The sequence below is a fragment of the Duganella aquatilis genome (genome assembly GCF_009674565.1).
GTDB lineage: Bacteria > Pseudomonadota > Gammaproteobacteria > Burkholderiales > Burkholderiaceae_D > Rugamonas > Rugamonas aquatilis.
Map to the genome: position 1 here is coordinate 1 of NZ_WKJL01000029.1, position 20202 is coordinate 20202.

16 protein-coding genes and 1 pseudogene are annotated in these 20202 nt (G+C 65.7%); 4 read left to right on the forward strand and 13 right to left on the reverse strand.

Translation table 11 applies throughout. The features are described 5' to 3' along the window. From GJ698_RS26120 to GJ698_RS26130, 3 genes are all read left to right on the forward strand, one after another. Window positions 1–1208 (forward strand): sensor domain-containing diguanylate cyclase (locus GJ698_RS26120; RefSeq protein ID WP_154360796.1); only part of this gene is annotated, 1208 nt, incomplete at its 5' end. Window positions 1209–1262: 54 nt separating this feature from the next. Further along, window positions 1263–2756, forward strand: coding sequence for an ATPase domain-containing protein (locus tag GJ698_RS26125; protein ID WP_154360797.1), 1494 nt, complete (start codon window positions 1263–1265; stop codon window positions 2754–2756). 2 nt (window positions 2757–2758) lie between these two features. Next, the gene (locus GJ698_RS26130) at window positions 2759–4288 is read left to right on the forward strand and encodes a hybrid sensor histidine kinase/response regulator (protein ID WP_154360798.1); all 1530 of its coding nucleotides are present in this window, start codon (window positions 2759–2761) and stop codon (window positions 4286–4288) included. Window positions 4289–4292: 4 nt separating this feature from the next. On the opposite strand, the gene GJ698_RS26135 is transcribed toward GJ698_RS26130, so the two are convergent. The 7 genes and pseudogenes from GJ698_RS26135 to GJ698_RS26165 form a co-directional block, all read right to left on the reverse strand. Beyond that, on the reverse strand, window positions 4293–6191 hold the full coding sequence (locus tag GJ698_RS26135) for an MFS transporter (protein WP_154360799.1): 1899 nt from the start codon (window positions 6189–6191) through the stop codon (window positions 4293–4295). 656 nt (window positions 6192–6847) lie between these two features. Further along, window positions 6848–7858 (reverse strand): annotated as a pseudogene (locus GJ698_RS26140) (PepSY-associated TM helix domain-containing protein); the annotation flags it as partial. Continuing rightward, entirely contained in the window at window positions 7855–8124 is a 270-nt protein-coding gene (locus GJ698_RS26145; protein WP_154360801.1) for a hypothetical protein, read from the reverse strand. The gene GJ698_RS26145 and the pseudogene GJ698_RS26140, both read right to left, overlap by 4 nt. After that, on the reverse strand, window positions 8114–8386 hold the full coding sequence (locus GJ698_RS26150) for a hypothetical protein (RefSeq protein ID WP_154360802.1): 273 nt from the start codon (window positions 8384–8386) through the stop codon (window positions 8114–8116). The genes GJ698_RS26145 and GJ698_RS26150 overlap by 11 nt, the downstream gene beginning before the upstream one ends. An 11-nt stretch (window positions 8387–8397) precedes the next feature. Next, a complete protein-coding gene (locus GJ698_RS26155) occupies window positions 8398–10542 on the reverse strand; it encodes a TonB-dependent receptor (RefSeq protein ID WP_154360803.1) in 2145 nt (714 codons plus the stop codon). An 86-nt stretch (window positions 10543–10628) separates the two neighbouring features. Then, complete coding sequence (locus GJ698_RS26160) at window positions 10629–11909, reverse strand: sensor histidine kinase (RefSeq protein WP_229260179.1); 1281 nt, start codon at window positions 11907–11909, stop codon at window positions 10629–10631. Continuing rightward, complete coding sequence (locus tag GJ698_RS26165; RefSeq protein ID WP_154360804.1) at window positions 11906–12544, reverse strand: response regulator transcription factor; 639 nt, start codon at window positions 12542–12544, stop codon at window positions 11906–11908. Before GJ698_RS26165 ends, GJ698_RS26160 begins: the two co-directional genes overlap by 4 nt. Before the next feature lie 131 nt (window positions 12545–12675). Between GJ698_RS26165 and GJ698_RS26170 the strand changes: the two genes are divergently transcribed. Then, window positions 12676–13308 carry an energy transducer TonB gene (locus tag GJ698_RS26170; protein WP_154360805.1) on the forward strand — a complete coding sequence of 211 codons (633 nt, stop codon included), beginning with the start codon at window positions 12676–12678 and terminating at the stop codon, window positions 13306–13308. Window positions 13309–13314: 6 nt separating this feature from the next. Here GJ698_RS26170 and GJ698_RS26175 read toward each other — a convergent pair whose 3' ends face one another. From GJ698_RS26175 to GJ698_RS26200, 6 genes are all read right to left on the reverse strand, one after another. Further along, window positions 13315–13935, reverse strand: coding sequence for a 4'-phosphopantetheinyl transferase family protein (locus GJ698_RS26175; protein WP_154360806.1), 621 nt, complete (start codon window positions 13933–13935; stop codon window positions 13315–13317). A 65-nt stretch (window positions 13936–14000) separates the two neighbouring features. Beyond that, the gene (locus tag GJ698_RS26180) at window positions 14001–15089 is read right to left on the reverse strand and encodes an ABC transporter ATP-binding protein (RefSeq protein WP_229260180.1); all 1089 of its coding nucleotides are present in this window, start codon (window positions 15087–15089) and stop codon (window positions 14001–14003) included. Window positions 15090–15100: 11 nt separating this feature from the next. Further along, entirely contained in the window at window positions 15101–16870 is a 1770-nt protein-coding gene (locus GJ698_RS26185; protein ID WP_154360807.1) for an ABC transporter permease, read from the reverse strand. 12 nt (window positions 16871–16882) lie between these two features. After that, complete coding sequence (locus GJ698_RS26190; RefSeq protein ID WP_154360808.1) at window positions 16883–17968, reverse strand: ABC transporter substrate-binding protein; 1086 nt, start codon at window positions 17966–17968, stop codon at window positions 16883–16885. A gap of 25 nt (window positions 17969–17993) precedes the next feature. Beyond that, on the reverse strand, window positions 17994–18959 hold the full coding sequence (locus GJ698_RS26195; RefSeq protein ID WP_208023883.1) for a Bug family tripartite tricarboxylate transporter substrate binding protein: 966 nt from the start codon (window positions 18957–18959) through the stop codon (window positions 17994–17996). Then, a complete protein-coding gene (locus GJ698_RS26200; protein ID WP_154360810.1) occupies window positions 18959–20023 on the reverse strand; it encodes a porin in 1065 nt (354 codons plus the stop codon). Before GJ698_RS26200 ends, GJ698_RS26195 begins: the two co-directional genes overlap by 1 nt. Window positions 20024–20202: the final 179 nt, after the last annotated feature.

A 20202-nucleotide genomic window follows, 5' to 3' on the forward strand; every position in this document is an offset into this window, starting at 1 on the left:
TGGCGGCGGCGGTTGCCGCGCGCCGCGTGACCCGGCCGCTGAATGCCCTGAGCCGCGCCATCGAGGCGCAGCTGGCGGCGCCGGACGGCACGCCGGCGCTGCCGGCGATCCGCCAGGTCGACACCTTCCACGAGGTGCAGGTGCTGTCGCGCGCGCTGGCGGAAATGCTGCACAACGAACAAAAACACCTCGACGCCCTGCGCGGCCTGAATGAAAAGCTGGAATCCACGGTGGCCGAGCGCACCCGCGAAATCGCCCGCAAGGCGCTGCAGCTGGAGCGCGCGCTGGCCCAGGAACAAAGCACGCAGCAACTGCTGCAGGAACGCGCGGCCGAGCTGCGGGCCATCCTGGACAACGCCCACGACGCCTTCATCGCCCTCGATCCGGGCGGCGTGGTGCGCGAATGGAACCGCCAGGCCGAACAGCTGCTGGGCTGGACGCGGCCGGAAGTGATCGGCCAGCCGCTGGCGGCCATGATGCTGCCGCCGCTGCTGCGCCGCGCCTACGAACGCGACATGCGCACGCTGGCCGAACGCGGCGACGGCGCCACCATCCCGAGCCGGCGCGTGGAGCTGACGCTGCACAACCGCGCCGGCCAGGAACTGCCGGTGGAATGCTCGCTGGCCTACGTGCCGCGCAGCAGCGGCCACCTGTTCATCGCCTTCCTGCACGACATCAGCGAACGCAAGTCGCTGTTCGCCTCGATGGAGGAAATGGCGCTGCGCGACACCCTGACCGGCCTGCCCAACCGCCGCGCGCTGATGAAGGCGCTGCCGGAGGCGCTGCAACGCGCCAACCGCTCCGGCCAGAGCTGCGCCGTGTTCTTCCTCGACCTCGACCGCTTCAAGCAGGTCAACGATCGCTACGGCCACGAGGAAGGCGACGAGCTGCTGCGCCAGTTCGCCGGCCGCGTGCGCGGCGCGGTGCGCAAGACCGATACCGTGGGCCGCCTGGCCGGCGACGAATTCGTCGTCATCCTGGAAATGCTGGCCGACGATGAATCGGCGCAGGAAGCGGCCGACAAGCTGCTGCCGGCGCTAAATCAGCCGTTTGCGCTGAAAACCACCACGGTCACCCTCAGCGCCAGCCTGGGCATCGCCATCCACCATTCGGACGACCCGCAGGACATCGAGATGCTGCTGGCGCGCGCCGACCGCGCCATGTACCGCCACAAGCAGCAAGGACTTCAGCAGCGCGCTCGCCGTTAGCGGTTTCAGGTAGCATGTCCTGGACATTCATACTCGTCCGGGACCACGCGCCAAATGGAAGAACAAAACAGCCAGACCACCGATTTCCTCTCCTCCGGCGTGCCGGGCCTGGACGAGGTCCTGGCCGGCGGCCTGACCAGCGACCGCCTGTACCTGATCGAAGGTGAACCGGGCACCGGCAAGACCACGCTGGCGCTGCAGTTCCTCAACGAAGGCCTGCGGCGCGGCGAAGCCACGCTCTACATCACGCTGGCCGAAACCCAGGTCGAGCTGCGCAGCGTGGCGCAGTCGCACGGCTGGAGCATGGACGGCATCCACATCGAGGAAATCATCCCCGACGAACGGGCGCTCCATCCGGACCAGCAGTACACCATCTTCCATCCGTCGGAAATCGAACTGGGCACCACCACCCAGCGCATCCTGAAGGCGATCGACACCTACCGGCCGCGCCGCGTGGTGCTCGATTCGCTGTCTGAGCTGCAACTGCTGGCGGAAAGCCCGCTGCGCTACCGCCGCCAGGTGCTGGCGCTGAAGCAGTACCTGAGCAGCCGCAATTGCACCACCATCCTGCTGGACGACCGCACCGCCCTGTCCACCGACCTGCAGGTGCGCAGCGTGGCGCACGCGGTGCTGACGCTGGAACTGGCCGACCAGGCCTATGGCGCCGAGCGGCGCCGGCTGCGCGTAGTCAAGTACCGCGGCGTGGCCTTCCGCGGCGGCGCCCACGACTACAAGATCATCAAGGGCGGGCTGTACGTCTATCCGGGCCTGGTGGCGGCGCATTCGCGCGAGACCACCTCGCGCCAGCAACTGTCCAGCGGCCTGCCGCTGCTCGACGTGCTGATCGGCGGCGGCCTGGAGGAAGGCATGAGCACCTTGATCTCGGGCCCGTCCGGCACCGGCAAGTCATCGCTGGCGGCGCAGTTCGTGCACGCCGCCACGCAGCGTGGCGAAAAGTGCGCCATGTTCCTGTTCGAGGAAGCGCGCAACAATATGCTGAACCGCTGCCGCAGCCTGGGCCTGGCGTTGCCGGAGGCGCTCGAACGCGGCCTGCTGACGGTGCAGCAGATCGACCCGGCCGAACTGGCGCCGGGCGAATTCGCCAGCGCCGTGATGCAGTCGGTGGAACAAGGCGCGCGCGTGGTCGTCATCGACAGCCTGAACGGCTACCTGAACGCGGTGCCGGACGAGCGCTTCCTGATCGTCCACCTGCATGAGCTGCTGACCTTCCTCGGCCAGCGCGGCGTGGTCAGCATCATCGTCGGCGTGCAGCAGGGCATGGTGGGCGGCCACATGAACAACGCCGTCGACGCCAGCTACCTGGCCGACAACGTCATCATGCTGCGCTACTTCGAGGCCGAAGGCGAAGTGCGCCAGGCCATCTCGGTGTTCAAGAAGCGCGGCAGCGCCCACGAACGCACGCTGCGCCGCTTCGAATTGTGCAAGGACGGCCTGCGCGTGGGGCCGGTGCTGAAGGAATTCCACGGCGTGCTGACCGGCGTGCCGACCTATCACGGCCCCGGTTCCATCGGATCGCAGCCGGGTTGAACATGGAGACGCGCATCCTGATCTACGCCCCCACCGGCCAGGATGCGCCGCTGGCGGCCAAGGTGCTGGCCATGGCCGCCATCGACAGCCACATCTGCGCCACCCTGCCGGAACTGGCAGAGGAACTGGAACGCGGCGCCGGCGCCGTGCTGACGGTGGAAGAGGCGCTGCCGCGCGGCGGCTTCCAGCTACTGCAGGACTGCGTGGCGCGCCAGCCCGACTGGTCGGACCTGCCGATCATCCTGCTGACCCACAACGGCGCCGATTCGCCGGCGGTGCGGCAGGCGGTGGCCGGCCTGGGCAACCTGAGCCTGATGGAACGCCCGGTGCGCACGCTGACCCTGATCACCGCGCTGCACGCCACGCTGCGCGCGCGCAGCAAGCAATACCAGGTACGCGAGGCGGCGCGCCGCAAGGACGAATTCCTCGCCAGCCTGGGGCACGAGCTGCGCAACCCGCTGGCGCCGATCCGCACCTCGGTGTCGCTGCTGACGCATCTGTATCCGGAGGCGGCGCCGGTGGCGCGCATCCGCGACATGGTCGAACGCCAGGTGCGCCTGCTGACGCGGCTGGTGGACGACCTGCTCGACGTCGCGCGCATCACCAGCGGCAAGATCACCTTGCAGCAGCAGGTGGTGGCGCTGGGCGCGGTGATGAGCCACGTCAGCGAACTGTGCCAGCAGGCGGCCGACGCCAAGCGCATCCACATCGCCTGGCAGCTGCCGCCCAGCGAGATCATGCTGCATGTCGACTACGCGCGGCTGGTGCAGATCGTCGCCAACATCCTGTCCAACGCCGTCAAGTTCACGCCGCAGGGCGGCCACGTGCTGGTGCGCGCGGCGGCCGACGACGGCCAGCTGCTGGTCACCGTGCGCGACGACGGCATCGGCCTGGAAGCGGAGGCCATCGGCCGCATCTTCCGCATGTTCGAGCAAAGCAATACGGTCAACGGCCAGTTCTCCAGCGGCCTGGGGATCGGCCTGAGCCTGTCGCGCCAGTTCGCTGAAATGCACGGCGGCACGGTGGACGCCTACAGCGAGGGCCCCGGCAAGGGCAGCGAGTTCGTGATCCGCCTTCCCGTGCTGGACAGCGCCGGTGCGCGCCAGCCGGTGCCGCTGGCGCAGCAGGCCAGCACCGACGGCCGCAGGACGCAGGTGCTGGTGGTGGACGACAACCAGGACGCCGCCGATTCACTGGCGGCGCTGCTGGAAATCGACGGCTTCGACGTGCGCGCCGTGTACGACGGCATGGCCGCCATCGCCGCCGTCGAGCGCCAGGCGCCGGACATGATCATCATGGACCTGGGCATGCCGGGCATGGACGGCTACGAGACGGCGCGCGCGATCCGCCAGAAGCCGGGCGCCGAGCGCATCCTGCTGCTGGCCCTGACCGGCTGGGGCCAGGGCGACGCCCGCCGCCGCACCGTGGAAGCCGGCTTCGACCATCACCTGGTCAAGCCGGTGGAGCTGGAACAGATCGTCCGCCTGGCCGGCGCGCGGCAGAACCGCGAGCAGGTGCAGGCGGCGCGCTGATCGCCTATTTCCAGTCGCCGCGCAGGGCGGCCACGCGCTGCTTCAGGTCTTCCGGCGTGACATCCTGCGGCGCCACCGGCGCGCCGACCGCCAGTTCCAGCCGCGAACGCATGCCGGTGCGGAAGGCGCGGCCGAACACGTTCTCGCGGTTGCGGCTCAGCAGATGGGTCCACAGGCCGCGCAGCGCCATCGGTATCACCGGCACCTTGCTGCGCTCGACGATCTTGGCGATGCCGCCCTTGAAGTCGTTGATGTCGCCGGTGCGGGTCAGCTGGCCTTCGGGGAAGATGCACACCAGTTCCCCCTCGTGCAGCGCCTGGGCGATGTCGATGTAGGCCTTCTCCATCAGCCACGGATCTTCCTTGGCCGGCGCGATGGGAATCGCGCGCGCGGTGCGGAAGATCCAGCCCAGCAGCGGCAGCTTGAAGATGCGGTGGTCCATGACGAAACGGATCGGCCGCGGCGCCGCCGCGCCGATGACGATGGCGTCGACATAGCTGACGTGGTTACACACCAGCACCGCCGCGCCTTCGGCCGGAATGCGCTCGGCGTCGACCGTGTACACCCGGTGCACGGTGTGGATCAGCAGCCAGGCCAGGAAGCGCATCAGGAACTCCGGCACCAGCGAGAAGATGTACACCGCCACCACGGCGTTCAGCAGCGCCGTCACCAGGAACAGCTGCGGAATGGTCATGCCCTGCCCCAGCAGCACGATCGCCAAGCCGGCCGCCGCCACCATGAACAGCGCGTTGAGGATGTTCATGCCGGCGATGGTGCGCGAGATGTGCGCCGGATCGCAACGCGTCTGGATCAGCGCGAACAGCGGCACGATGAAGAAGCCGCCGAACATGCCGATCATCAGCACGTCGAACAGGATGCGCCACATGCCGTGCTGCGCCAGCAGCGCGAAGGCGTCCAGGTGCACACCGGCCGCCGCCGTGGTGCTGTAGCCCAGGCTGGCGAAATACAGGTCGATGCCGAACACCGTCAGCCCGATGGAGCCGAACGGCACCAGGCCGATCTCCACCTTGCGGCCCGACAGGCGTTCGCACAGCAGCGAACCGCTGCCCACGCCCAGCGAAAATATCGTCAGCAGCAGCACGAAGGCGCCGTGGTCGCCGTGCAGGTAATCCTTGGCGTACACCGGGAACTGCGCCAGCACCAGCGCGCCGTAGAACCAGAACCACGAGTTGCCCAGCATGGACAGGAACACCGTGCGGTTCTTGCGCGAGAAATTGATATTGCGGATCGATTCGCCGACGAAGTTCCAGCTGATCTTCAGCTCCGGCACTGGCGCCGGCGAGTTGGGAATGCGGTAGGCGGCGACCAGGCCCAGCGCCGCGACCAGGATGGTGGCCGCCGCTTCCAGCATCAGGCCGTGCGGCTGCTGCACCACCAGCACCGCCCCCAGCACCTCGCCCATCAGGATGCCGACGAAGGTGCCCATCTCGGTGACGCCGTTGCCGCCGACCAGTTCCTCCGGCTTGAGCTGCTGTGGCAGGTAGGCGTATTTGACGGGGCCGAACAGCGTCGAATGCACGCCCATGCCCACCACCGCCGCCACCAGCAGCCACAGATGATGGGTCACCCAGCCGATGCCGGCCACGCTCATGATCGCCAGTTCCAGCCACTTGACGAAGCGCGTCAGCCCGGACTTTTCGAACTTGTCGGCCAGCTGGCCGGCGGTGGCCGAGAACAGCACGTAAGGCAGGATGAACAGGCCGGGGATCAGGTTGGAGATGGTGGACGGATCGAGCGTGGTCCAGCTCAGCGCATCGAAGGTGATGATCACCACCAGCGCGGTCTTGAACAGATTGTCATTGAACGCGCCGAGGAACTGGGTCCAGAAAAACGGCGCGAAGCGGCGCTGCTTCAGCAGGGAGAACTGATTGGGCTGGCTCATGGGAAGGCGTATCCGTTCAATATGAAGTTTCCGGAAAGATTGAGCGGATTATAACCGCATGCCATCGCCGTCCGGCATGCGGTGAAGTGCGCAGCATGTGAGCAGGATCAAGCCGCCTGCTGTATGGCCTCCTGCGACGATGGCGCCGGCCGCAGCGACCAGACGCTGTGCGGGTCGCCGTAGCGGCCGCGGTGCAGTACGGCGCGCGCCATCTTCCAGTACAGCGCTGCGAACAGCGTGGCAACCACGGCCACGCCGGTCACCACGCCGTCGCCCTGTACCAGCGCCAGCAGCGGATTGAGGCCGGTGTGCCACCAGTGCGCCAACGGCACCGCCAGCGTCAGCACGGCGCACAGATTGAGCAGCTCGTGCGCGGCACGCGCCGGCGGCCGGGCGAAGGCCCACAGCAGGCAGCCAAAGAACAGCGCGTGATAGCTGCGCTCCTCCCACAGCGGCAGCTGTCCCACCGGTGCCAGTTTATTCGCCAGGAACACAGCCGCCACGCCGGCCACGCAGCCCAGGCAGATGCCCAGCGTGGCCTGCGCCATCAGCTTGCCGCTGCGCGGCTGCACCAGCTTCTGGCGCTTGCGGCGCGCCTCGATCCATAGCAGGTTGCCGCTATAGAAAAGGAAGGCGCCACCGACGCCCAGCACAAAATAAGTCCACTTGACCGCCAGGTCGCCGAAACTGCCGAAGTGCAGCGCCTGCAAACTGCGCAGGAAACGCGTGCCGGCACTGAAATTTTCCGGCATCACCACCCGTTGCAGCTTGCCGCTGCTGGCGTTCAGCACCACCGCGCCCATGTCGGCCACGGTCTGCTGATGCATGTGGCCATAGGCCTGCATTTGCGCGTTGGCGTCACCTGCGTGGTGGTAGACCAGCGTTTCGATGTCGATGCCCGGTGCTGCGCGGCGCACTTCGACCAGCAGTTGCAACGCCGGCGCCAGTGGTGCGGCCACCCCTGCGGCCCTGGGCGGCGCGGCGGCGCTGATATCCGGCCCCACCAGCTGCAGCAGCTTGCCGTCGAAGACCAGGTACTGGAACGGCGCCAGCAGGATGATCCCCAGCGCCAGCACCGCGCCGCTCCACGCATACATCACGTGGAACGGCAGCGACAGCATGCCGATGGCGTTGTGCGCATCCTGCCACATGCGCTTGATGTTCTTGCCGATGCGCAGCGCGAACAGGTCCTTGAAGAAGGTCGGCGCGTAGATGATCACGCCGCTGGCCAGCGCCAGCCCGTACAGGATGCACACCACGCCCAGCACATAAATGCCCCAGCTGCGCGGCAGGCCGGCCGTGTAATGCAGGCGATAGATGAAGTCCACCAGTTGCGAGCGCTCACGGAATTCTTCCAGCTTGCCACCGGCGTCGAGGCGGAAATGGCGCTCGTCGAATTCCAGCACCATCTCCGGCGCGAACTGAGACGGCATGCGTACGTAAAAGTTTTCCTTCGCCTTTGGATTGGCTTGCAGCACGGCGTCGATCAGCAACTGCGGATCGCGCTGCGGCGCCGCCACCCGCGGCAGCGGCGTCTCCCACGCATGCAGCTCTTCATGGAACAGCGTCACCGCGCCGGCATAGAAGGCGATGAACAGGCAGAAACCCGCCACCAGTCCCACCCAGGTATGCACCGCGATAAAGGTGCGCAAAGTGGACGACTTCATGCGGCGATCCTTAACAGGCCGCTGGCCTTGAGAAAATGCAGCGCGGCGTAGCCGGCGATGGTCAGGCAGCCCATCCACAGCCAGGCGCGCAAACCGGTCTTGAACAGGAAGGTGCACGTCATCACGCCTATCCACACCAGGAAGAACAGCAGCAGCCATGGCAGCGTGGTGCTGGCCTGGTCGTGACTGAGCAATGCGGCAAAACCGACCACCAGCACCGAAAGCGGCATGCCGAGGAAGACAGCGGCGGTTGATTTACCCCACATGGCGCGCTCCCTTCCTGTGCCATGCATCCAGATACGGCAACGCCACCAGCATGGTCATGAAGCCCGACAGAGCGATGCACACGCCGCACCAGCCGCCATAAGTATCGACGGCCGTGGCGACGGCGCCCACCGCCAGCGGCACCGACAGCCAGCGCAGGAAAGCCTGGCGCCGCAAGGCCAGCGGCCACAGGGCCTGGTGCGGCGACGCCAGATAGAGACACAGCGCGGCCAGCGCCGCGACACCGATGCAGATCCAGTTCATCTCATCCTCCGTTACAGCGTGCCCTGCACGCCAAAGCCGAACTGGCGCGCGGCGCCCAGCGCCACGTTATAGCGGCCGGTCACCGAGACCAACTTGTTGGCGGTGATGTAGGTTTGGTTGGTCAGGTTGCTGCCGTAGGCGAACAGCGTCACGCCCTTGGCAAGTTCGTAGGTAGCCTTGCCGCCCAACAGGGTGTGGCCGTCGTTGCGGTCGACGTTTTCCGCGTCCATGAAGGTGCCGCTGGCGTGCTGCAAATTCATGTTCAGCATCCAGCGTCCCGGTGTCCAGCTGAAGCCTACCGACTGCGTCTGCCGTGGCGAACGCGCGAACTGGTGGCCGCTGTAATCGCCGGCCGGCGCCACGAAGTCGATGAACTTGGTGCGCGCCAGGCCCAGTGCGCCGAACAGCTCCAGGTTGCGCGCCACCTTGCCGCGCAGTTCCGCCTCCAGTCCCTGCAAACGCGAGCTGCCGGCGTTGACGAAGTAGGTATCCAGCGAGTTGGCGCCAACGTCAACCTGCTGGTCGGTCCAGTTGACGCGGTAGGCGTTCACCGACACCACCAGGCCATTGTCCATCGCGCCTTTCAGCGAGGCCTCGTAGTTCTTGGTGTATTCAGGACCATACGAGTGCGAGCCGCGCTGGTAGCTGTAATCGACGCCGCCGGTGCGGTAGCCGCGCTGCGCCGTCAAACCAGCCACCCACTCCGGCGCCAGCGCATAGCGCACGCCGAACTTGGGCAGCCACACCGAATTGTCGGTGTTCAGATCCTGCACGCTGTCCGGCGCAAAGATGCCGCCGCGGATCAGCTGCGTGTACACCTGCTTCGCCAGCGCCGAGGTGCCATTGGTTTCCGATTGCAGGATGCGGTTCTGGCGCTCGCCGTCGAAGCGGATGCCGGCGGTCAGCGTCATCTTGCCGATCACGTAATCGGCCTCGCTGTAGACCGCGCGGGTCTTGCTTGCATTGTCCTGCATCTGGCGGCGGTTGATGAAGTCCGCGCCGTACAGGGCGTCGCAGGTGGCCTGTACGCGGCATTGACCGGTCAGGCCCAGCACATACGACACCGGCACCGTGAACAGATCGTCGCCTGCATAGTACTGCTGCGAGTAGTACAGGCCAATCACGCCTTTCAGCTTGTTGCCGAACACCTGCGTGTCGAAGTTGGCGCGCGCTTCCTGTACCCACTGGCGGTCGATATTCTCGCCGTCGCGGTAGCCCTGCTTCAGCTCCGTACCGTCGTAATCCTGGATGCGCGTGTAGCGGTTGTGCGAATAGGTGGTCAGCAGCGTGATGTCGGAACCGAAGGCGCGGAAAGTCTGCTCCAGGGCGGCGGAGCGCGTGTGGTTCTCGGTGTTGCGCGGCTCGTTGGACAAGTTCTGGCGCGCCGACGCCGGCACCTTGACCGCCTCCACCGTGTTGTAGCCCTGCTCCTGCTTGTCGTCCACCAGCGTCACCAGCGCCTGGTAGTTGTCGCCCCATGGCGTGATGCGCAACTTGCCGCGCAGCGTGTGACCGTCATCGTGATTGGAGCGCTTGTCGTCGCGGGTCGGATTGTAGACATCGCCGTCGCGCTTGCGCTGTTCGAGCGTGATGCGGCCCGCCAGCAACTCATCGACAATCGCGCCGCCGCCGGCCAGCGCCACGCGGTGCGCGTTCTGGTTGCCGGCACTGACGCGGTAGCTGAAGTCGCGCACATCGGACGGATCGCGGGTTTTCAGCACCACCGCGCCCGCCAGCGAGTTGCGGCCCTGGTTGGTCGACTGCGGACCGCGCAACACCTCCACGCGATCGGCGTCCCATACGCTCAGGTTGGCGATGTCCTGGCCGAAGCCGTCCTGTGGCACGCCGTCCACCACCAGCGTGATGGTCTTGCCGCCGCCACCAGTCGGGCCGTAGGCCTGCACGCCGCGGATCGACAGGTTTTCGGCGGTGCCGACATTGGCCATCTGCGCGGCCACTTCGTCCAGCGAGGTCATGCCGGATTCGGCGATCTGGCGGCGGTTGCGCGCGCCGACGCTGGCGCTGCTGTCGATTTCCGTGCGTTTCAGCTTGTCGCCGGTGATGACCACCTGCTCGATCGGATCGGTTTCTTCCGCCTGTACCGCCCAGCCAGCCATGACTCCGGCCAGCGCCACCACTATTACCTTGACGCGCATTTCCCTGATTCCCCTATTTTTATTGAATGAGAATTATTCCCAAATACGAATAGTAAATGAGAATCGTTTACACTCAAAGAGGAATTTTATCGAATTGGCATGACAATATGAATACAGGTGCCGGCCGCCAATCCGGTCTCGACGGTAATCCGGCCATTGAAGGCATACACGCGCTCGCGCATGCCGACCAGGCCGATGCCGGAGGACGCCTGCGCCGGATCGAAACCGCCGCCGTTGTCGCGGATCTGCATGCGCAGCTCGCCTTCTTCCAGCGCCAGCGTGACCTCGGCATGCGTGGCCCGCGCGTGCTTGACGACGTTGGATAGCGCCTCCTGCACGATCCGGTACGCGGAGATAGCAATACTGCTTTCCATCTTCGAGAAGTCGCCGCGCGCCTGCAGATCGAAGCGGCAGCCGCTGCGCGCATTGTCGTAATGGCGCACCATCTCCTCCACCGCGCCGTCCAGCCCCAGCATGTCCAGCACTTCCGGCCGCAGGCGGCGCACCAGCTGGCGTCCGCTGTTGTACAAGCCCAGCGTCAGCTTGATGATGGATTGCGCCTTGTCGCGCACCTCGCCTTCCGCACTGAGATCGGCGATGCGCTGCGCCTCCAGCCGCGCCGCGATCAAGGTCGCGTTGAGTTCATCGTGGATTTCCAGCGCGATGCTCTGGCGCTCGTCCTCCACCGCCGTGTTGACCTTGCGGATCAGCCGGCGCTTTTCGGCATCGGCCTCGCGCAGCGCCTGCATCGACGCGTACAGCGACGCATTCAATCCCTTGGCCAGCTGCCACGCCAGCAGCACGCAGGCCAGCAGGCCGATGCTGCCGACCAGCAGCTCGACATAAAACCTGCGCGTCTGCTTGAGCAGCAGCGCCGACGGCGACATCGTCACCCGCACATAGCCCATGGTCTCCACCGTCATGCCGCTGGCGCCGGACGGGCCATCCTTGCGATACGGCTTGCCGTCCGGTCCCAGCATCGCCACCCACATCAGGCGCTTGAGCACCGGCGCCTCGTAGTAGCCCGGTTGCGGTTCGACGCCGCCGGCACGCGCGGCCGCGTGCACCAGTTCGCGCCGCTGCGCATCCAGCACCTCGATGCGGTAGATGCTCGGGTCCGCGCGCAGCAGGCCGTTGATGGTCAGCTTCAGATCGTCATAGCGGCGCGACACCAGGCTGAATTCGCTGCTGTCGGCCAGCACCTTGGCCACCAGCGGGCCGCGCTCGGCCATCTCCTCGCGCACCTCGCTCAGGCGCGATTGATACGCGTACCAGACAAAGGTGCAGAACAGATAGGCCAGCGGCAGCGCGGTCATCGCCATCAGGCGCGTGCGCACGCTCCAGTGGCGCCAGTGCCAATGCTTCAAGGCTCAATCAGCCCATGCTTGACCGCCAGCCGCGTGATGTAGGCCGGCCGGTGCACGCCCAGCTTTTCCTTCACCGCCTGGCTGATGTTGCTGATGGTTTTGGTCGACACGTCCAGCTTTTCGGCGATCTCCGCGTTGGTCAGCCCCTCCGCCATCAGCGTGAAGATTTCCAGCGCGCGCTCGTCGAGCTGCGACTGCGGCGACGCGTCGCCGCGCACCGACAGGTTGGCCAGCCGCTCGGCGATGTGTGGCAGGAAGTACAGCTCGCCCTCATGCGCGCGCCGCACGGCCGCCGCCAGATCGGCCGGATCGCAATCCTTGGTCATGAAGGCGCGGCCGCCGAGGCGGTAGGTTTCCTTGATCAGGCTGTCCTGGTCGAACTGGCTGAGGAAGACGATGGCGGCGGACGGCGTGTGCGCCAGGATCTGCCGCGCCACATCCAGTCCGGTCAGTTGTTCGCCGAAGCGGATGTCGAGCACGGCAACGTCCGGCTTCAGCTGCTGGAACTGCGCCAGCGCATCCTCCGGCGTGCGCGCCTGCGCCACCACGTCCAGCCCCTGCCCTTCCAGCGACATGGCGAAACCCGTCATCACGATGGGATGATCGTCCGCCAGCATCACGCGTATTTTCTTCATATTCCACTCCGAAGCATTCATTGTGCAAAGCATATCACATCGCAATTGCTCAAAAAACGCTTTTATTTTGCTATTTCATGGAATAGTATACTTCCAACGCATAGCAATTCATCCACCACCAAGGAGCAATCATGAACCAAAAGAAGAATCTGACCGGCATGGGTACCGTCGTTCTGCTGCACGTTGCATTGCTGGCCGTGTTCCTGCATGGCTCGAAGCTGACGGTATTCCGGTCGGCGCCGCCGGAAGTCGATCTGGTGCCGACGGTGGAGGCGCCCAAGCCGAAGGAGAGTGAACCGCAGGTGGAGGAGCCGCAACTGGCGCGGCCGGACATCGTCGTGCCGCAGCCGCCGACCGACGTGGTGATTGAATCGCCGCCGAGCGTCACGGCGCGGCCCATGACCGACCAGCCGCCGGCGCAACCGCCGATGGGCGGCGTGGCCGAAGCCGGCGCCAAAACGCCGCAAGCGCGGCCGGCGCCGGTGGTGACCGCCGCCGTGGTGGATGCGCAAGCCTGCGCCAAGCCCGACTATCCGAAGAACGCGCTGCGCAACGGCGACACCGGCACCGTGATGCTGGCCTTCCTGATCGGCACCGACGGCAAGGTGGCCGACTCGCGCATCGAGAAATCCAGCGGCTTCCGCGACCTGGACCGCGCCGCGCAGGCCGGCCTGAGCCTGTGCAAGTTCAAGCCCGGCACCGTGGACGGCGCACCGCAGCAGTCGTGGACCAGAATGCAGTACGTCTGGAGCCTGAACGACTAGCGCGTTCTATTCCAGGGTGACAAGCTCGATGGGCGGCGCCCGATCGAGCGGCTGCTCGCTGCACAGCACCATCGACAACTCGGCATGCGGCAGCGCGATGCAATGACCGCCGCCCGCGACGGCCAGCTTGAAGCGCGCCTCTTTTTCGCTCCACAGGCGATAAAAGCCTGCGACGCGCTGCCCGTCGGGCAGTCCCTGCAGGCGCTCCCATTGCGCCATCTCGACGCTGTCGAAAGCCTGGGCGGCCAGCGCGTGCAGGTCGCGCGCCGGGTCCATCATTTCAATATCGAGTCCCAGCGCGGTCTGCGCGCTGACCGCGCACGCCACCCAGCGGCCGCTGTGCGAAATGCTGAAGCCGGGCGTAGCGCCCTTCACCGCCGGCGCGATCAGGCGCGGCGCATTGCCGACGCGCTCTTCCAGGCGGATCTCCTGCGGCGCCACGCCGAGCAGGCGGCCCAGCGCCATGCGCAACAGCACACGGCCGACGATGAACTGGCGTTGCCGCTGCGCGCGCACAAAGCGCTGGTGGCGCGCCATCTCGTCGGCCGACAGCCAGCCGCGCCAGCGTTGCAGCCCGGCCTCCATCACCGCGTTCGCATCGACCATCCAGACTGCCGCCTTCGTCATCTCGTAACATTGCCATAAGCCAAAAAGGCATTATAAGCGAGGGCTGTTACGCGCGCTTAGCGGCCTCAGAACACCCAGAGCTTGTCGGCCGGCAGTTGCAGCCAGTAGCGGCCCGGCTCCAGCCGGTACTTGGAGTAGGCGCGCAAGCTGATCTCCGTCCCGCCCTCGCTCTTGAACAGGCACTCGAAACGGTCGCCCAGGTACATGCAGGTCAGCAGCGGCAGTTCGATGGCGTTATCGGCCGGCGCCGGACTGATTTTCACTTCCTCGACCCGGATGATGGTGACGCCGTCGGCGCTGCCCGGTCCGCGCGCGCTGGCTTGCAGGCGCGCGCCGTTGATGTCCAGCTGCACCTGCGCGCCATCGCGCTGCACCACGCGCGCCGGCAGGCGGTTGTTACTGCCCATGAACTCCGCCGTGAACAGCGTGTCCGGCGTTTCGTACATGCTTTGCGGCGTGCCTTGCTGCTCGATCTTGCCGTTGTTGAGCAGCAGGATGCGGTCCGAGATCGCCATGGCCTCGGCCTGGTCGTGCGTCACCATCAGCGCCGACAGGCCCAGTCGCACAATCAGTTCGCGCAGGAAGGCGCGCGCTTCCTCGCGCAGCTTGGCGTCCAGGTTGGACAGCGGCTCATCAAGCAGGATCACCGGCGGGTTGTACACCAGCGCGCGGGCGATCGCCACCCGTTGCTGCTGGCCGCCGGACAGCTGGTGCGGATAACGCTCGCCGAGATGGCCCAGGCCCAGGTTCTTCAGCACGTCGTTGACCTTGTCCTTGATGTCGCTGGCGCCCAGCTTGCGCAGCTTGAGGCCATAGGCGACGTTGTCGAACACCGTCTTGTGCGGCCACAGTGCGTAGGACTGGAACACCAGCCCCAGGTTGCGCTGCTCGGCCGGCATTTCGAAGCCGCGCGCGCCGTCGAACACATTGCGGTCGCCGATGTCGATGGTGCCCGCCTTCGGGCTTTCCAGTCCGGCCACCGCGCGCAGCAGCGTGGTCTTGCCGCTGCCCGAAGGCCCCAGCAGCGCCACCACTTCGCCCTTTTGCAGGTGCATGGACACGCCCTTCAGGATCGGGTTGGCGCTGGCGCCGCTGCCGTAGTCCAGGTGCAGGTCGTTGACGGTCAGTTCATTGGTCATGATGTCTCGTTTCATAATATGTTCTCTTAATTGTGCAGCTTCACGCCGAAGCGCAGCGCAACGCCAAGGCCGATCGCCACCAGCGAGATGTTGATGAACGACAGCGCCGCCACCAGGTCGGTGGAGCCGGTGGCCCACAGCGACACCAGCATCGCGCCGATCACTTCGGTGCCCGGCGACAGCAGGTAGACGCCGGTCGAATATTCGCGCTCGAAGATCAGGAACACCATCAGCCAGGCGCCCAGCAGGCCGTATTTGATCAGCGGGACGGTGACGTCGCGCGTGACCCGGCCACGGGTGGCGCCGACCGCGCGCGCCGCCTCTTCCAGCTCCGGCCCCACTTGCAGCAGCGCGGTCGAGATCAGGCGCATGCCGTAGGCCAGCCACACCACCGAATACGCCAGCCACAAGGCGAAGATGGTCGAGCGCAGGGAGCGCAGCACCGGAATGGCGTTCTCGCTGAGCCACAGCGCCGCGCCGTTGTCCATGCCCTTCAAGGCGCCATCCAGCCAGCTGGGCACGAACAGGAACACCCACAGGAAAGACAGGCCGGCCAGCAGGCCGGGCACGGCGCGCGGCACCAGCACGCTGTAGTCGAGGAAGCGGGTGATCATGTCCGGCTTGCGGTGCATGGCCAGCGCGATGGCGCAGTAGCAGATCACCGCGCAGGCGCCGCCGATCACGCCGATCAGCACCGTGTTCAGGATGCCGCGCATCAGCGCCGGCTGCTCCATGATTTCGCGGAAGTGCTGCAAGGTCAGCACGTCGGCCAGCTTGACGCCCTCGCCCCAGTACTGGACGAAGGAGCGCAGCACGATGCCCGACATCGGCATGATGATGGTGAACATCAGCCAGCCGAAGATCAGCGCGAACGCCAGCCACTTCCAGCGGCCCAGCGGCATGGCCTTGGAACGCGCGCCCTTGCCCTTGATCGAAACGAACTTGTTGGCCGACTTGAGCAGCCAGCGCTGCACCATCACCAGCGGCATGGTCACCATCACCAGGCAGACGGCGACGGCGGCCATCAAATGGTAGGAAGGCGTGCCTAGCTTGTTGGTCAGCTTGTACAGATAGGTGGCCAGCACCATGTGGCCTTCCGGATCGCCCAGCACCAGCACCAGGCCGAATACCTCGAAGCCGAGGAAGAACACCAGCACGCCGGCATAGGCCAGCGCCGGCGTGATCATCGGCAGCGAGACGTTGAACATCACCTGCAGCGGCGAGGCGCCGGCCACGCGCGCCGCCTCCTCCACGTCCGAACCAAGGCTCTTCAGCGCCGACGAGGCGTACAGGTAGACGTGCGGCACGTGCGTCAGCCCGGCGATGATGACGATGCTGGTGAACGAATAGATATTCCACGGGATGAAGCCGAGGATATCCTTGGCCCACAGCGAGTAGAAGCCCACCGGCCCCATCGACACCACGTAGCCGAAGCCCATCACCATCGGCGACACGAAGATCGGTACCAGCAGCAGCGGTGCGATAAAGCCCTTGCCCGGCAGGTCGGTGCGTATCATCAGGAAGGCCAGCATGCCGCCCAGCGGCACGGCGATGATGGCCAGGCCGGCCGCCAGGTAGAAGGCGTTCTTGAAGGCGATGGCGAAATCGGGATCTTCAAAGATGAAGCGGTAGGCGTCCAGGCCCAGCTCCTTGGCCGGCATGAAGAACGGCGCATTCAAAAAGCTTTGATAGAAGATCAGGAACAGCGGCAGGAAGATAGCGCTGGCGGCCAGCGCTACGACCACGCCGCGCGGCCAGTTGATGCCTGGCCGGCCGGAGTGAGCGAGTGTTTGCATGGTGGTTGTCTCTTACTTCTTGCCTGCGGTTTCTTTCCACTGCTTGAGGAAGGCCATGCGCTTGGCTGGGCCCAGAAATTGCAGCAGGATGGGGTGGACCGGCACCGGCTTGATGTTGTCCTTGCCGATTTGCTTGATCAGCTCCGCCGACGTGGTCTCGCCGGTGACGTCGGCGCGGATGGCGAACAGCTTGGAGTCGTTGGCGATGATGGTCTGGCCGCGATGCGACAGCATGTAGTCCAGCCACAGCTTGGCGGCGTTGACGTTCTTGGCGGCCTTGTTGATGAAGAACACGCGCGACATCACCAGCGTGTAATCCTTCGGCAGCACCACGCCGATCGATGGATCGGTCTTGGCGCGCACCAGCGCGTAGGAACCCAGCACGTTGTAGCCGATCAGGTTCTCGCCGGACGAGATGCGCTCCATCATGGTGCCGGTAGACGACTGCACCCGCACCTTGGCCACGCCGAAGGCGTTTTCCAGGTCCTGGAACTTCGGATTCTCGCGCGCGTCCTGGGTCATGAACATGAAGCCGACGCCGGATTTCTCGATGTCGTAGGTGGTGACCTTGTCCTTGAACTTCGGCTGCTGTATCAGCTTGGTGAAGTCGGCGTGCGTCTGCGGCACTTCCTTGGCGTCGACCAGGCGCTTGTTGTAGACGATGGCGGCCGGCTCGAAGGTGGTGCCGTAGGCCTTGTCGTCCCAGATCGCCCAGCCGGGGATCTTCGATGCTTCCACCGACTTGTAGGCCAGCGCGTAGCCGTCCGAGGCCAGGCGCATTTGCAGGTCCATCGCCGACGACCACATGGCGTCGGCGGTGTTGCCGCCGGCCGCCACTTCGGAGATGAAGCGGTTGTACACCTCGGTGGAATTCATGTCGTTGTATTCGACCGTAATACCGGGATACAGGGCGCTGAAGTCCTTGATCAGCGGCTGCGTGGCCTTGCTGTCGGTGGCGCCGTAGATCACCAGCTTGCCCTCCTTCCTGGCGCCGTCGATGATCTTCTGGTAGTCGGCCGGATAGCCGGCAGGTACTTGCGCCAGCGCGGAACCGGCAAACAGCGTGGCGCATGCAGCGGCCAAAGTCGTTTTAAACATTACATAGTCTCCAAAGGTTATTCAATCAGCGCACCAGGCCAAGTTCGGCGGCGCGCTTGCCGTAGTCGTCCACGGCTTGCTTGACATGAGCCGCCAGCGCATCGCCGGTCAGCCCGAAGGGATACAAGCCCGAAGCCGCGCGCATCTGCGCGAACTGCGGACTGGCCAGAACGCGGTCGAAGGTCGCCACCCACTGCCGGTACTCGGCTTCCGAGGCGTGAGGCCCCATCCACACGCCGCGGATGATCGGCCACACCACGTCGAAGCCCTGCTCGCGCGCGGTCGGCACGTTGGCCAGCACGCCGGGCAGGCGCTGTTCGGACAACACCGCCAGCACCCGCGTGTTACCGCTGGCGTACAGCGATGCCTCGCTGGCGTCGCCCGACACCACGTGCACGAAGTTGGCGTGCATCGCGGTGAAGGCTTCGCCGCCGCCCTCCAGCGCGACGAAACGCAGCGCCTTGGGATCGATGCCGGCGCTTTTCGCCAGCAGCGCCATCTTCAGCCAGTCCTGGCTGCCGATGGTGCCGGACATGCCGATCAACACCTTCTGCGGATTGGCCTGCAATGCCGCCACCAGGTCGCGCAGCGTCTTGTAGGGCGAGTCGGCGCGCACGGCGATCATGCCGTAGTCCGCGCCCAGCGCCGCCACCCAGCGCACGTCCGACGGTTTCACCTTGCCGAACTTGCCCTGCGCCAGATTGAGCAGCGAGCCGCCGGAAAACGCCACCAGCGTATTCGGCTCGGTGCGGCGGCCCGACACCAGCGAATGCCACGCCACCGCGCCGATCCCGCCCGGCAGATAGGTGATGTGCATGTCCGACGGCGGCGGATTCGGCGTTTCGCGCAGGCCGGCCAGGCCTTTCTGCGCCAGCTTGCAGGTCAGGTCCATCGCGCCGCCCGGTTTGGACGGCACCACGCACTCCAGGCCTGCCGCCTGGGCCGCCGCACCGAACAGCAGTGCGCAGAACAGTGACAGCAGGATTTTCATCAGTAGCGGTGCTGCATGCCGATGGTCAGGCCGCGCTGGGTGGTGCCGTAACCCGGGTCATCGCGCGACAGGCCGGTGAGCTGGCCGTTCTTCGCCTTGGCGTAGGCGGCCGTCACGTGCAGGTCGGTGCGCTTGGACAGCGCGTAGCGGTAGCGCGCCACATACATGGTCGGATCGGCGTCCTTGCCGGCGGCGACATTCTTGACGTTGACGTGGTAGACCGCGCCGGTCAGCGTGGTGGCGCCGCCGGTCTTGTAGGCGATGCCGGCCCAGGTGGTGGTGGCGTCGACGTCGGTGGTGAGCGCCTTGCCGGCCACCAGCTTGTAATCGCGCAGCACGGCCCAGAGTTTGACCGGGCCGGTTTCGTAGCTGCCGCCGACGTGCCACACGGTGTTCTTGTCACGGTTGCCGGTGGCCGGCAAGGTGTTGCCGTTGTTGCGCTCCCAGGTCGCCATCAGGTTGGCGCCGCCGATTTTGTACACGGTGCTGAAACCGGTCTTGGCGCTGTCCTGCGTGCCGGTGGTCTGTTCGCCGGCGGCGTAATTGGCGCCGATGCGCCAGTCGCCAAAGGTGCCGGCGTATTTGATGATGTTGTCGTATTGGGTGGTGAAGCCGTATTTGCTTGGGCCGGTGGCCGGACCGGAGGTGGCCCACGAGTAGAACGGCGCGAAGCCCATCGGATCGAAGCCGATCACGGTGTCGTACACGGTGGTGAACGAGCGGCCCACCACCACGCGGCCGAAGGCGCCTTCCAGGCCGACGTTGGCCTGACGCTTGAACAGCGCGCCGTCCTGCGCGCCGGTGTCCATCAGGATGCCGCCTTCGAGGTTGAACACGGCTTTCAGGCTGCCGCCCAGGTCTTCGCTGCCACGCAGGCCCCAGCGCGAGGTGTTCATGCCGCCGGAGATCACGCGGGTCATGCTGCCGCCGGTCGGCGTCTGATTGGTGGCGGTTTCCATGCCGACGTCGAGCAGGCCGTAAACCTGGACGTTGGATTGCGCTTGCGCGCTACCGGCGGCCGTGCACAGCGCCAGGACCGCGAGGGTCAACGGGGTATTCTTCATCAAATTGTCTCCAGATATAGTTATATGTGTTATCTGATCTTTGCAATCAGGGTTCCACTATAGGAGGGTCAATCTTTCAATTGCCTTTCAATGTCTCCTGGTCACCACAATCGCCGGAGACACTTCACTTTTATGCGCCGGCGCGCCATGATGCTGGCCTCACCCTGCACTTATTTAAG

Bases quoted from the DNA above. Each gene is read 5' to 3' on its own strand.
- GJ698_RS26155 (WP_154360803.1), bottom strand. From the start codon at position 10,542: ATGCGCGTCAAGGTAATAGTGGTGGCGCTGGCCGGAGTCATGGCTGGC.
- GJ698_RS26150 (WP_154360802.1), bottom strand. From the start codon at position 8,386: ATGAACTGGATCTGCATCGGTGTCGCGGCGCTGGCCGCGCTGTGTCTC.
- GJ698_RS26175 (WP_154360806.1), bottom strand. From the start codon at position 13,935: ATGACGAAGGCGGCAGTCTGGATGGTCGATGCGAACGCGGTGATGGAG.
- GJ698_RS26130 (WP_154360798.1), top strand. From the start codon at position 2,759: ATGGAGACGCGCATCCTGATCTACGCCCCCACCGGCCAGGATGCGCCG.
- GJ698_RS26190 (WP_154360808.1), bottom strand. From the start codon at position 17,968: ATGTTTAAAACGACTTTGGCCGCTGCATGCGCCACGCTGTTTGCCGGT.
- GJ698_RS26195 (WP_208023883.1), bottom strand. From the start codon at position 18,959: ATGAAAATCCTGCTGTCACTGTTCTGCGCACTGCTGTTCGGTGCGGCG.
- GJ698_RS26145 (WP_154360801.1), bottom strand. From the start codon at position 8,124: ATGTGGGGTAAATCAACCGCCGCTGTCTTCCTCGGCATGCCGCTTTCG.
- GJ698_RS26180 (WP_229260180.1), bottom strand. From the start codon at position 15,089: ATGAAACGAGACATCATGACCAATGAACTGACCGTCAACGACCTGCAC.
- GJ698_RS26170 (WP_154360805.1), top strand. From the start codon at position 12,676: ATGAACCAAAAGAAGAATCTGACCGGCATGGGTACCGTCGTTCTGCTG.
- GJ698_RS26185 (WP_154360807.1), bottom strand. From the start codon at position 16,870: ATGCAAACACTCGCTCACTCCGGCCGGCCAGGCATCAACTGGCCGCGC.
- GJ698_RS26135 (WP_154360799.1), bottom strand. From the start codon at position 6,191: ATGAGCCAGCCCAATCAGTTCTCCCTGCTGAAGCAGCGCCGCTTCGCG.
- GJ698_RS26125 (WP_154360797.1), top strand. From the start codon at position 1,263: ATGGAAGAACAAAACAGCCAGACCACCGATTTCCTCTCCTCCGGCGTG.
- GJ698_RS26165 (WP_154360804.1), bottom strand. From the start codon at position 12,544: ATGAAGAAAATACGCGTGATGCTGGCGGACGATCATCCCATCGTGATG.
- GJ698_RS26200 (WP_154360810.1), bottom strand. From the start codon at position 20,023: ATGAAGAATACCCCGTTGACCCTCGCGGTCCTGGCGCTGTGCACGGCC.